The organism is Brakhagea slesvicensis (assembly GCF_052161625.1).
Classification (GTDB): domain Bacteria; phylum Planctomycetota; class Planctomycetia; order Pirellulales; family Pirellulaceae; genus JBKCUI01.
Genome location: NZ_CP197412.1, coordinates 3,380,616 through 3,392,994 on the forward strand (window position 1 = coordinate 3,380,616; position 12,379 = coordinate 3,392,994).

At 55.5% G+C, this 12,379-nt stretch carries 10 protein-coding genes; 8 read left to right on the top strand and 2 right to left on the bottom strand.

What is annotated here, in order from left to right; genetic code table 11:
* The first annotated feature begins 74 nt into the window (after positions 1-74).
* Positions 75-2,000, top strand: coding sequence for an ATP-binding protein (locus SH467x_RS12800; protein WP_482367502.1), 1,926 nt, complete (start codon positions 75-77; stop codon positions 1,998-2,000).
* Positions 2,001-2,090: 90 nt separating this feature from the next.
* Here SH467x_RS12800 and SH467x_RS12805 read toward each other — a convergent pair whose 3' ends face one another.
* Both SH467x_RS12805 and SH467x_RS12810 read right to left on the bottom strand, forming a co-directional pair.
* Positions 2,091-4,109: a SulP family inorganic anion transporter gene (locus tag SH467x_RS12805; protein WP_482367503.1), complete on the bottom strand. Its 2,019-nt coding sequence runs from the start codon at positions 4,107-4,109 to the stop codon at positions 2,091-2,093.
* 98 nt (positions 4,110-4,207) lie between these two features.
* Positions 4,208-4,594 (bottom strand): response regulator, encoded by a 387-nt coding sequence (locus SH467x_RS12810; RefSeq protein WP_482367504.1) that lies wholly within the window; start codon positions 4,592-4,594, stop codon positions 4,208-4,210.
* A gap of 140 nt (positions 4,595-4,734) precedes the next feature.
* On the opposite strand from SH467x_RS12810, the gene SH467x_RS12815 reads away from it, so the two are divergent.
* From SH467x_RS12815 to SH467x_RS12845, 7 genes are all read left to right on the top strand, one after another.
* On the top strand, positions 4,735-5,901 hold the full coding sequence (locus SH467x_RS12815; RefSeq protein ID WP_482367505.1) for an aminotransferase class I/II-fold pyridoxal phosphate-dependent enzyme: 1,167 nt from the start codon (positions 4,735-4,737) through the stop codon (positions 5,899-5,901).
* 329 nt (positions 5,902-6,230) lie between these two features.
* Positions 6,231-7,928, top strand: coding sequence for a chaperonin GroEL (gene groL / locus SH467x_RS12820; protein WP_482367506.1), 1,698 nt, complete (start codon positions 6,231-6,233; stop codon positions 7,926-7,928).
* 110 nt (positions 7,929-8,038) lie between these two features.
* The gene (groES, locus tag SH467x_RS12825) at positions 8,039-8,335 is read left to right on the top strand and encodes a co-chaperone GroES (RefSeq protein WP_482367507.1); all 297 of its coding nucleotides are present in this window, start codon (positions 8,039-8,041) and stop codon (positions 8,333-8,335) included.
* A 58-nt stretch (positions 8,336-8,393) separates the two neighbouring features.
* On the top strand, positions 8,394-10,013 hold the full coding sequence (groL, locus tag SH467x_RS12830; protein WP_482367508.1) for a chaperonin GroEL: 1,620 nt from the start codon (positions 8,394-8,396) through the stop codon (positions 10,011-10,013).
* Positions 10,014-10,201: 188 nt separating this feature from the next.
* A complete protein-coding gene (gene dnaJ, locus SH467x_RS12835) occupies positions 10,202-11,347 on the top strand; it encodes a molecular chaperone DnaJ (protein WP_482367509.1) in 1,146 nt (381 codons plus the stop codon).
* 14 nt (positions 11,348-11,361) lie between these two features.
* Positions 11,362-11,916, top strand: coding sequence for a nucleotide exchange factor GrpE (gene grpE, locus SH467x_RS12840; RefSeq protein WP_482367510.1), 555 nt, complete (start codon positions 11,362-11,364; stop codon positions 11,914-11,916).
* A 12-nt stretch (positions 11,917-11,928) separates the two neighbouring features.
* A complete protein-coding gene (locus SH467x_RS12845) occupies positions 11,929-12,252 on the top strand; it encodes an FmdB family zinc ribbon protein (RefSeq protein WP_482367511.1) in 324 nt (107 codons plus the stop codon).
* Positions 12,253-12,379 lie beyond the last annotated feature (127 nt).

Consider the following 12,379-nt stretch of genomic DNA (forward strand, 5'->3'; position numbering starts at 1 on the left):
GAACCCAGCGATTCGTAGTACACTTCCCACTTGTGTACGCCAGCCGTTCCCTTGCCTTTCCCTGCCAGAGCTTTATGTCAGACCTCCGCTTCGTCACGTTGATCGGCCCCAATCGCTGGTCGCCCGCTCCGATGCTGGAGCTTCACTATCCTGCGTCGCAAGCCGCGGAAACGTTGTCGATAGGTCCTGCCCTTTCCTCGGACTTGATGGCATTTCTCGAGAGCAAAAGCTACACCACCACCCACCCGCAAAGCGTTGCCAACGCCGAATTGCGGGCCCGCTCGATCGCGACCTCTCATTTCGCCGGAGACCTACTGCTGGATTGTGCTCGCTGGTTCTCGTCCATGGCGGGCGTTCCTACCCAAGACACACGAGAACGACTGGATCTTCAATCGCAAATCGATTCCGGGGTGGATTCGGTTGTCCTCGCGATGGAGATGGAAGAGCAGGAGCTCACCCAGCGATGCTTTGAACTGGCTCTGGAGATGATCGGCAGCTACCGACGCGGCGAGAGTTTCTCCATCCCTGCTAAGTTTCGAGAGTTGTTCGATTACGCCGACGACGTGCGCTTGGGGCCAAGTTCGCGAGCGATCCTTCGCGCCGCCCGGCGACGTTCCATTCCCTACACGCGACTCAATCGAGGTTCGCTCGTGCAACTGGGAGAAGGAAAGTACCAACGACGCATATGGACCGCAGAAACCGATGCCACCAGCGCTATCGCTGAAGCCATCGCGAGCGACAAAGACTTGACCAAGAGATTGTTACGGCAAGTCGGAGTGCCCGTCCCGCATGGTCGGCAAGTCCGCGATGCCGAAGACGCTTGGACGGCCGCGCAGGAAATTGGCTTCCCCGTCGTGGTCAAGCCAGTCAATGCGAACCACCAGCGAGGAATCTCGATCGAGCTATCGACGCGCGATGAAGTCTTGAAGGCATACGATTGGGCCGTCCAAGATGGCCAGACCGATGAAGTCATGGTCGAGCAATTTGCGAGAGGATACCACCATCGACTGCTTGTTGTGGGGAATCGTATGGTCGCCGCGGCGCGCGGTCATTCGGAAATCGTCGTGGGAGACGGCACGAGTACGGTGGAAGAATTGGTCACGCTTCTCAATCAAGATCCCCGTCGCGGCGAAGCGTATACCGATCCGCTCGGCGTTGTAAAGCTTGATGCTGGTGCCATTATCGAACTGAAGAAACAATCGCTTGATGTCCATAGCGTTCCTTTGACCGGTCAAGAAGTCCTCGTGCGGCGAACCGGGGATTTAACAACTGATTGCACCGAAGAGGTGCACCCTGAATTGGCGGAACAAGCCGTGCTCGCTGCTCGTGTCGTGGGGCTGGATATCGCGGGGCTCGATATCTTGGCGACCGACATTTCGGAACCGCTTGAATCGCAGCGTGGAGCGGTCGTTGAAGTCAACGCGGGACCGTCTCTCTCGCCGCACGTCTCCCCTCTTTTTGGGAAACCGCAAAAGGTCGGGGATGCGATCGTTGATATGCTCTTTCCGAATGATAGTCCCAGCCGCATCCGTTTGATAGGCGTCGCCAAATGCCCTCATTCGGAAAGCTTGGTCGAGCAATTGTCGGAGCAGTTGAGGCTTCGCAATATCGACTTTGGGATGGTGAGCGATGGACAGGCCGGGTTCAATGGGAGGATTGTAGATACCGGCTGCGAGACAGACGCGTCGCGCGTGATTGCGTTGTTGTGCAATCCGATTCTCAGCGCGATTGTGATCCATGTCGATTTGGTCAGCTCCGCGACCGGCGGTGCATGCGCGCCTCGGCTCGACTGGCTGCTGATTCCTCAAGACGCGTTGCGAGGCGAGTTCTTCAACGAGCATCGTGCGGGATTGCGTTCGGTATTGCACGCCGTACCTGCTGGAGGCCACGTTTTCTGCGAGAGTCCCGATTCGGATGTTTGGCCTTGGCTCGATTTCTGGAAGCTTGACGGCGCCCATCTCCATGCCACCTTGGACGGCGCGTTCGAGATCGATGTTTGAGACGGTAGACTGGGTGCTTGAGGCAGAGAGCTTGATGCAGTGGACCCCTAAGGCTGTGGGCCCTTAATGCTGGGATCCTTGATGATTTGGTTACACTTTGAACAGATCGGGAGCATCCGATTGGCCATCGACAGCGGAGGGGCCCACCGGTCTGCGCATCATATCGATCGATTCGGAGTAAACCGTCACGGCATCGGCAGGTTGGAGTTCGATGCGCATCTGGGCGACGATCGATTCGCAGACGGCGGAGGAGGCGACCACTTCGATGCGCAAGTATTTGGAAATGGGAGCGGCCGGTAGCGCCAAATCTTGCATGGAAGAAAACGTGCTGCGACCTTTGCATTCTTGGGAGGCAAAGGAGACGAGTTCAAAGGGATTGCAAATGGCCTCGATGCGATCTCCCAGCTCGATGGAGGCTAGAACTGTGAGTCGCCGCATACGAAGCAAACCACCCTTGCGGGTCGACATCGCGTGAGATGCAAACGCCGAATGGCTTTCCAGCCCGGTGATTTTCAGTTCCAGTCCCTCGCTCGTGAAAATCTCCTGCATTTCATGTAGTTTTTCCATCACGCTGCTATCGACGATTTTGGTGTTGCTGAGGTCGATGGTTACGTTTTGATGTTGGACCAATCCGAGGTCTTCGATTTGGCGACGGAACGGGATCCAGTTCGAGAAAATAGCGGACTGGTGCGCGTGGATGACGCAGCGATCTTCACCCTGTTGCTCCACCTCCAAATAGGGTTTGAATATCGACTTGAGCGGAACTCCGTTCGCGACGTGCAGGGCTATCTTGACTCCGATTCCGATCAAAATGCCAACTAAGAGGTCCGTCGCTAGAACCGCAATCAGCGTGATGACGAAGATCATGAGCTGCTCGCGTCCGATCCGATACACGTTGATGAACTCGCGAGGGTGAGCCAAACGGTATCCCGTGTAGACCAGCATGGCCGCTAACGCGGAGAGGGGGATCAAATGGAGGAACATCGGGATCAGGCTGCAGCAGACCAGAAGAAAGACCCCGTGCCAAAGATTGGAGAACCGGGTTCGGGCGCCGTTGTCGACATTTGCACGACTGCGGACGATTTCGGAGATCATGGGCAATCCTCCGATCGCGGCAGCAGCCGCATTGGCAACCCCTACCGCCATGAGATCCCTGTCCAGATTCGATTTGCGTTTGAAGGGATCCAGCAGGTCGACGGCTTTCGCGCTCAAGAGCGATTCGAGGCTCCCGATGATGAAGAAAAGAAAGACCCACCACCAAGCCTTGGGCTGCCCTAATGCTTGGAAGTCGGGTGTCTGGAATTGATGAAACAGACCGAACAATTCTCCGGAGATAGGAACCAGGTATTGGTCGCCGAGTTGGTATTCGTGATTGACCAAGTAATACGAGTGTTGGTGTAGCAATTGGAGCCAGATACCCATCGGGATCGAAACGGCCAACACGATCAACGGGGAGGGGACAGGCTTGAGCCATGGCATCCTTGCTCCCAGCATGGGCCAAAGAAACATGATGCCCAAACTGGTGATTCCAATTCCTGCGATAGCGGGGTTCGCCTCCAAAATGAAATGTGGAATCTCTTGAAGCAGTTCCAGCGGTTCTCCTTTCGCGCTGACTCCCAGCGCGACCGGGAACTGCTTGAGCATGATGATGACCCCTATCGCGGCAAGCATTCCGTGAACGGCAGCGCTGGGGAAAAAGTCTCCGATAATCCCACCACGAAAGAGCCCAAACGCGAACTGGAGGCACGCTGCAGCCAACGCTACAGCAAGTGTCGCGCGGTAAGCAGCCGTATCCGCATCGCTAAAGATCGAATCGCCGTCCCCTCCGAACGATTGGATGCACCCGAGAACGATCACGATCAAGCCGGCCGCAGGGCCTTTGATGGTCAATTCGCTGTTGCTAAGTAGAGGTGTGAGCAGCGCGCCGACGATGGCGGTGAAGATACCCGCTTGGGGTGGAAAACCGCTGGCTAGTGAAATCCCCAGGCAGAGTGGGAGGGCGATGAGAAAGACTAGAAATCCGGAGAGGATGTCGTTTCGAAAGTATTTCCGGAAGCCGTGGAAATCGCCATGCGGTGTTGCAGGGTCGGTAGGAGAGGTCGAAGACATGATTGAAGTGATTCCTAACGATTCGCCGTTGTGCACCGTCTCTTCGGCGTTCGCTGAAACAGGGGGCTGGCTGCATTGGGGCGTTCGCTAGAGAGACACTATCGAATTCGATAGGCGGCGTCCATGAGGCGCTCGATCTTTTCCGCGAGCACTTGCAATCGAAATGGTTTGCGAAGAACTTCGGGGGTTCGCAACGCTAAGGCCCGCGCGACGATGTTGTCATCCAGTTCCGCTGACATCAGTATGCAAGGCATATCGGGATGTTGAGAACGAACTGTTTCCAATGTCCCGAGCCCGTCGAGCCGGGGCATATGGACATCCATCAGCGCTAGATGGATGTTGCCGTGCTGGATCACGTGGAGAGCTTCTATTCCATCAGCCGCCAAGACCGGCGCGTAGCCGCGACGGGTCAATGCGTCCGCCAGGGACAATCGAAAATCTCGATCGTCGTCTGTGATTAATACGTTGGGATGGGTAAGTTGCATGGCTGGGTGCCAAGGATTGCTCTTCCAAAATCGCCGGGCTGATTCCGGCTAGCAATTATGGTTTACGCTTATGGGCGAATCAAACCCGGTTGGGCGGAAACGTACTGTTTGTGGCGAAATTACCAAGGATTCAGGAAGCGATGGCGGGTCCGTATTCGTTATGGGGGGAGTTGGACAGTGCCTTGCAACGACGGGAAGAGGCAGGTTTGCTTCGCCGCGTTTCGACGTGGACGCCTCGTTCGGCCCGGTGGGTGGTGGAGCCCCATGGCAGGGGCTTGGTTCACTTTGGGGCGAATGATTATCTGGCTTTGAGCTGGGAGCCTCGTGTGAGAGAGGCCGTTGCTGACCCGCGCACGGGGCGATATGGCGCGGGAGCAAGTCCTTTGCTGACCGGGCACACCGAGGCACATGACGCGTTGCGACTCCGGCTTGCGGCGATGGCACGCAGCGAAGGAGCTTTGCTTTTTTCAAGTGGATATGCGGCGAATGTGGGGGTGGTGAGCGCTCTGGCGAGCAACGAGGACGTCTTGTTTAGCGATCGGCTCAACCACGCGAGCTTGATCGATGGCTGTCGCCTCAGCCGAGCGAGAGTAATCGTTTATCCCCATAAGGATCTCGAAACGTTGCGAGCCTTGGTGTGTCGGCATCGTGGGGAGGGGCGACGCGCATGGATCGTAACCGATTCGGTTTTCAGCATGGATGGCGATGTGGCTCCCGTTGAACGGCTCGAAGCGATAGCTGAGGAATACGACCTTGGTTTGATTGTCGACGAAGCGCATGCGACCGGGGTGTTTGGGGAACGCGGAGGTGGGGTGCTCGAGGAGCGAAGCTGCCTATCAGACCGATGGATCAAAGTTGGGACGCTGAGCAAAGCGATAGGGTGTTCGGGAGGTTTTGTAGCGGGGCCAGATGTTCTGATTCGGTATTTGGAGAACGCCGCGCGCTCGTTCCTTTACAGCACATCGTTGCCGCTCGGACATTGTCGAGCCGCCGCCGTCGCGGTGGATTTGCTGGGTTCGATGGCAGCGGAACGGATGGCATTGCGACTTGCCTCCCAGTCGCTTCGCGATCGATTGCGGAGAATGGGGCACCAAGTGGGAGAGGGGGACAGCCCCATCGTTCCGATTTATGCCCCATCGGTGCCCGATGTCGTGGCTTGGAGTCAACGGTTGGCGGAGGCTGGTTTTTATGTCCCTGCCATACGACCTCCAACGGTACCGGAGGGAGGAAGCTTGTTGCGCGTGAGTTTGAATATCGCCCACACTCCCCAGGACCTAGACGGCTTGGTCGAAGCATGTCGTTTTTGACAGTTTGCTGGCGGTGCCTGGTGCCTTGATAGTTGCAAGTCTATAGACGGTATAGGTTTAAGGCCATTCTTTTTCGGCTGGCACACGGATTGCTCAGTGTTGAGTCTCCCTGGCGGAGACTGCCAAAACTGGCTGATTTCGTTTTTTCAGTTGAGGCGTCATTGGCTAGGGACCCATTCCCTATGCAGGCGTCCGTACAAGTTCAAGTCGAGCGTGAACAGGCTTTCCCTCCCGATTGATGGCTAGGGTGGCCCGCCGACCGGCAGGGTTGGCGATCAGGCAAATATTCAGTTCGTTGGTAATCACCGACACATCGCAAGGAGTTCAACGTGGCAAAGCAAATGGTATTTGATGACGAAGCGCGTCAGCCGTTATTGGCTGGTGTTTCGAAGCTAGCAAGAGCGGTTCGCAGCACCTTGGGACCTCGCGGTCGCAATGCGGTGCTCGACAAGGGCTGGGGCTCGCCAAAGATCACTAAGGACGGTGTCACGGTTGCAGAAGAGATCGAGTTGGATGACCCTTACGAGAACTTGGGCGCCCAGTTGGTGAAGGAGGCGGCCAGCAAGACGAATGACGTCGCTGGTGATGGAACGACGACTGCGACGGTCTTGGCGGAAGCGATTTTCCGCGAAGGTTTGAAGATGATCGCTTCGGGTGCTGACCCGATGTCCCTGTCGCGAGGGATTGCAAAGGCGGTGGAAGTCGTGAAGGGAGAGATTGACAGGATCGCAATTCCGATCGACGCTAAGAGCAAGAAGGAGATCAAGCAGGTTGCGACGATCGCCGGAAATAACGACCCAACCATTGGCGACGTTCTCGCCGAGGCCTTCATCAAGGTTGGAAAAGATGGCGTCATCGCTGTGGAAGAGGGACGTGGCAGCGAAACGACGGTGGAAGTCGTCGAGGGGATGCAGTTCGACCGCGGTTTCCTCTCCCCTCACTTTGTCACCAATCAAGACGAAGTGACCGTGGAGCTTGAGGATTGCTATATTCTCATCCACGAAGAGAAGATCAGCAACAACAAGAAGCTCATTCCTATTTTGGAGGCGATCAGCAAGGCGAAAAAGCCGTTGTTGATTATCGCCGAAGATATCGATGGGGATGCGTTGGCGACGTTGGTTATCAATAAAATGCGAGGCATCCTTAGTGTGGCTGCCGTCAAGGCTCCTGGTTATGGCGATCGACGCAAGGCGATTTTGGGAGACATTGCTTCTTTGACCAACGGCAAGGCCATCTTTAAGGATCTTGGGATCGATTTGGAGTCGGTCAAGCTTACCGATTTAGGCAGGGCCAAGAAGATTTCGATCACCAGCGAGAACACCGTCATTATCGGTGGGGCTGGGAAGAAGGATGCGATCGAAGGACGTGTCGCTCAGATCCGTCGAGAGATTGACAACACCGACAGCGATTACGATCGCGAAAAGCTCCAAGAGCGTTTGGCCAAGCTGGCTGGTGGTGTTGCGCAGATCAACGTTGGGGCTGCGACCGAAACGGAAATGAAGGAACGCAAAGCGTTGCTTGACGATGCGAAGGCAGCGACCCAAGCCGCGTTGGATGAAGGGATCGTTCCTGGTGGTGGTGTTGCGTTGCTCCGATGCGAAGCCGCATTGAAGAAACTTACCTTGGAAGGGGACGAGAAGTTCGGGGCGATGATTATCGCGAATATTCTCGATTACCCACTCCGTTCGATTGCCAACAACGCAGGCTTGGATGGCGCCGTTGTGGTCAATCGTGTTCGCCAGCAAAAAGAGCGAACCGAAGGATACGACGCCAATGCGAACAAGTATGTCGACATGATCAAGGCAGGGATTATCGATCCGGCCAAGGTTGTGAAGACAGCTTTGAGCAATGCTGCATCGGTCGCATCGCTGTTGCTGACCACCGAGTCGCTCATCACGGAGATTCCGAAGGAAGAAGAGCCTGCAGGTGGCGGACACCACGACCATGATCACGGAATGGGTGGCATGGGCGGAATGGGTGGCATGGGAGGTATGGGCGGAATGGGTGGCATGGGCGGCATGATGTAATGCTGGCCTGAGCTGCCTCGATGAATGGATAGCATCAAGCGTCGCGTCACCGATCGATTGCGACGCATTTCAAAAAATATCAACACAATTCAATACAAGGGTAAATCAACATGGCAAAAGTTAACCTCCGTCCGCTCGATGACCGTGTCGTTGTTCAACCGATGGAAGCAGAAGAGACCACCGCAGGGGGCATTGTTCTACCGGATTCTGCGAAGGAAAAGCCACAGCGTGGAAAGGTCGTCGCAGTTGGGCCTGGCAAATTGCTGGACAACGGTGTGCGAGCCGCTTTGAGTGTTTCCGTTGGAGACGAAGTGATCTTCGGCAAGTACGGCGGAAGCGAAGTAGAAGTAGATGGTGTTGAGTACAAGATCCTTCGCGAGAGCGATGTTCTTGCCAAGCTCGCGTAAGGCGACGCTTCGTTTTTTTCAATCATCGCATCAAACCTACGACAAGGATTAACTAAGCGTGGCAAAGCAATTACTATTTGACGATCAAGCCCGTGCGAGAATGTTGCAAGGGGTTGAGAAGCTGGCAGACGCGGTCGCCGTCACGATGGGCCCTACCGGCCGCAACGTGATTATCGATAAGAGCTTCGGCGGTCCGACCGTTACCAAAGATGGTGTGACGGTAGCCAAGGAAATCGAACTTGAGGATCGCTTCGAAAACATGGGCGCGAAGCTCGTGGTCGAAGTCGCTCAAAAGACCAGCGATTTGGCAGGAGACGGGACGACGACAGCAACCGTTCTCGCTCGCGCCATTTTCAAAGAAGGTCTCCGCAACATTGCAGCAGGGAGCAATCCCTCTGCGATCCGCCGAGGAATCGACAAGGCCGTGGAAGCGGCTTCGGAAAAGCTGCAGGAGATGGCCAAGCCCGTCAGCAACCGAGACGAAGTCGCGAACGTTGGAGCTATCTCTGCGAACAACGATATGTCCATCGGTTCACTTCTCGCCGAGGCGCTGGAGCGAGTTGGCAAGGACGGTGTGATCACCGTTGAAGAAGGCAAGACTGCTCAGACAACCGTGGAATATGTCGACGGGATGCAGTTCGACAAGGGCTTTGTATCCCCTTACTTCATCAATACGCCAGCCGACATGAGCTGCACGTTCGACAATGCCCTGATTCTCCTTTATGAAAAGAAGATCAGCAACATTCGAGATTTGGTTCCAGTGTTGGAAAAAGCCAGCGCTTCGGGCCAACCGCTCTTGATCGTCGCAGAAGACGTGGATGCAGAAGCATTGACGTTGTTGGTTGTGAACAAACTGCGTGGCACGTTGAATGTTTGTGCCGTCAAGGCACCTGGGTTCGGCGATCGCCGCAAGGCGATGTTGGGAGATATTGCGGTCCTCACCGGTGGTACCTTCATCAGTGACGATTTGGGTATTCAATTGGAGAAGATCTCGTTGGAGCATCTCGGTCGCGCGAAGAAGGTCGTTGTCGATAAGAACAACACGACCATCGTCGAAGGTGGCGGGGATCGCAAGTCCATCGATCAACGCGTATCTCAGATCCGAGCTCAAATCGATCAAACCGACAGCGAGTACGACAAGGAAAAGTTCCAAGAGCGACTGGCGAAGCTGGCTGGCGGCGTTGCCGTTATCAGCGTTGGCGCCGAAACCGAAGCGGACATGAAGCAAAAGAAGGCTCGTGTTGAAGACGCTTTGCACGCGACGCGAGCTGCAGTCGAAGAAGGCATTCTCCCAGGTGGTGGAGTTGCGTTGATTCGCTGCCGCGAAGCGGTGAAGGCCGTCGTTGACAGCCTGAAGGATGACGAGCGAACGGGTGCAGGCATCATTCTCCGCGCTTTGGAAGCTCCACTCCGTCAAATCGCTGACAATGCGGGTATCGACGGGAGCGTGGTTGCCGACGAAGTCAGCCAAAAGCCTTTGACCCACGGTTACGACGCGAACAAGGGTGAGTATGTGGACATGCTCAAGTCGGGGATTATCGATCCTGTGAAGGTGGTCCGAACGGCGCTTGCCAATGCGGCGAGCATCTCCGGTCTGCTTCTAACGACCGAAGCGTTGGTAACCACCTACGACAAGGAAGACAAAAAGAAGCGTAGGGTTGAAGGCTCGATCAACTAGCACCGTTTTTCGGTTCTAGGGATCTATCCGATCGATCCAGGGGCTTGCATGCGACATGCAGGCCCTGGGGACTTTGCGTCCCGAAGCCAAGCGGTCATTCGCAATCGCAATGCGCGGTTTGCGAATGGCCCTTTTTTATGTCCGGTTCTCGATAGTCGCGAGAATTTCGCCGCGGGAAGAGTTGTACAGTGTCTGGCAAACGGGATTACTACGAGGTTCTGGGCGTTCCGAAAGGTGCGGCCCAGGATGAAATAGCGAAGGCCTATCGAAAGCTTGCGCTTCGATATCATCCTGATTCCAATCAGGGGAACGAAGACGCCATCCACAAGTTCAAGGAGGCGGCCGAAGCCTACGAGGTCTTGAGCGACGAGCAGAAGCGCGCGCGATATGACCAATACGGGCACGCGGGCGTCGATGGGAGCGGTGGAGGTTTCCGCGACGTCGGAGACATCTTCGAGGCCTTTGGAGATGTTTTCGGTGGTACGATCTTCGAAGACTTCTTTGGTGGTGGACGGTCCCGATCGCGTGTGCGGAAAGGTGCAGACCTTCGATGCGACGTGGTGTTGGAACTAGAAGAAGCCGCCCGCGGTGTGACCAAGACCGTGTCTCTGACACGTCACATCGCTTGCGAAACGTGCTCGGGCTCGGGTGCAGAGGTTGGTTCGCAACCTGAGATGTGCCGTCGCTGCCAAGGGCGAGGGCAGGTCGTTCAGTCGACAGGGATTTTGCGAGTCCAAACCACTTGCCCGATTTGCCGCGGCAGCGGGAAGACCATCAGCAAACCGTGCAAGACGTGCGATGGACAAGGCTTAAAGCCAACGGAGGTCAAGCTGGAGGTCAAGATTCCAGCGGGAGTGGACGATGGCATGCGAGTGAGGTTGCCTGGTGAAGGGCAACCCAGTCCAGATGGTGGACCGCGGGGAGATGCGTATTGCTTTATTCACTTGAAGCAGCACTCGATCTTTCATCGAGACGAACATAATTTGATCATTCAGCTTCCCATTTCTTATTGCCAAGCGGCGTTGGGAACGAGCTTAGATGTTCCAACACTCGATGGCAAACGATCGCTGGAAATCCAAGCGGGGACCAAGAGCGGGACAGTGTATCGACTGCGCGGACTCGGAATGCCCGATCCCCATTCGGGTGCGAAGGGGGATTTGCTCGTCGAGACGATCATCGAAGTCCCAAAGAAGCTTTCGAAAAGGCAGCAGGAGCTACTGCGAGAGCTGGCCGAACTAGAGGAAAAGGAAATTACCCCGGAGCGGAAAGGTTTCATGGATCGAATCATGGAATACTTCACTGCACCGAACTCTGAAACGACTAAGACCAAATAACTCACGACACGACCATGACAGCGAACAATCAATCAGATAATCCAATGCGAGATGAAGCCCTCGACTCGGTGGTCGAGCAAATGGACGGAGATGGGGCGGAAACTCCAGAACAGATCGTGGACCTATTGGAACAACAAGTTGCACAGTACCGAGATCGTGAACTGAAGGCGCAGGCCGAACTCGAGAACTTTCGCAAGCGATTGCTGCGTGATACGGAGCAACAGCTTAAATACGCGGCTGGGGATCTGGTGCGGGACATGCTCGATGTCGTCGATAATCTTCACCGCGCGTCCGAGGCCTCGGTGAAGTCGGGAGAAACCGGCGGTTTGGTCGAGGGAGTACGTTTGGTTTTGCAGCAGTTGACAGGAGTTCTCGAGAAGCATCACTGCAGGCCCATCCAAGCCTTGGGGAAACCTTTCGATCCAAACGTCCACCAAGCCATCGCACAGCAACCCAGTACGCAATACGCTGCCGGGTTGGTGATGATGGAGACCTCCGTCGGTTACATGCTTCACGATCGGGTCATCCGACCGAGCATGGTTATCGTTTCCACGGGTGCTGCCAGTTAAGGAGATTCGAACATGCCAACTTACGATTACGAATGCGACGCGTGCCAACACAAATTCGAACTCTACCAATCGATTTCCGCTGAACCTGAGAAGACGTGCCCCGAGTGCAAGAAGAAGAAACTTCGCCGGCTCATCGGAACCGGAGGGGCGGTGATGTTCAAAGGATCCGGTTTCTACCAGACCGATTACCGAAGCGATTCCTACAAGAAATCCGCTGCCTCGGATTCCAAGAGCTCGAGTTCCGATTCCTCGAGTGGATCAAGTGGTTCGAAATCGGAGGGTTCCAAAGCCGATTCCGGTACAAAATCCTCGAGCGCGAAATCATCCGACTCCTAACGCGAGTCGGTTGTACTTTATTCTCGCAGTTGTCCTTCCGTTCTAATCGATCGAGCACGAGCACCGCTTCACTGAGCAGGAGCACGAGCACGAAAAAAGCCAGAACAAAACCATGCGCCGAAGTTTT

What these genes read in the sequence shown, in the direction of transcription:
- SH467x_RS12800 (WP_482367502.1), top strand. Translation starts at nt 75, where the DNA reads ATGTCAGACCTCCGCTTCGTCACGTTGATCGGCCCCAATCGCTGGTCG.
- SH467x_RS12805 (WP_482367503.1), bottom strand. Translation starts at nt 4,109, where the DNA reads ATGTCTTCGACCTCTCCTACCGACCCTGCAACACCGCATGGCGATTTC.
- SH467x_RS12810 (WP_482367504.1), bottom strand. Translation starts at nt 4,594, where the DNA reads ATGCAACTTACCCATCCCAACGTATTAATCACAGACGACGATCGAGAT.
- SH467x_RS12815 (WP_482367505.1), top strand. Translation starts at nt 4,735, where the DNA reads ATGGCGGGTCCGTATTCGTTATGGGGGGAGTTGGACAGTGCCTTGCAA.
- groES (WP_482367507.1), top strand. Translation starts at nt 8,039, where the DNA reads ATGGCAAAAGTTAACCTCCGTCCGCTCGATGACCGTGTCGTTGTTCAA.
- grpE (WP_482367510.1), top strand. Translation starts at nt 11,362, where the DNA reads ATGACAGCGAACAATCAATCAGATAATCCAATGCGAGATGAAGCCCTC.
- SH467x_RS12845 (WP_482367511.1), top strand. Translation starts at nt 11,929, where the DNA reads ATGCCAACTTACGATTACGAATGCGACGCGTGCCAACACAAATTCGAA.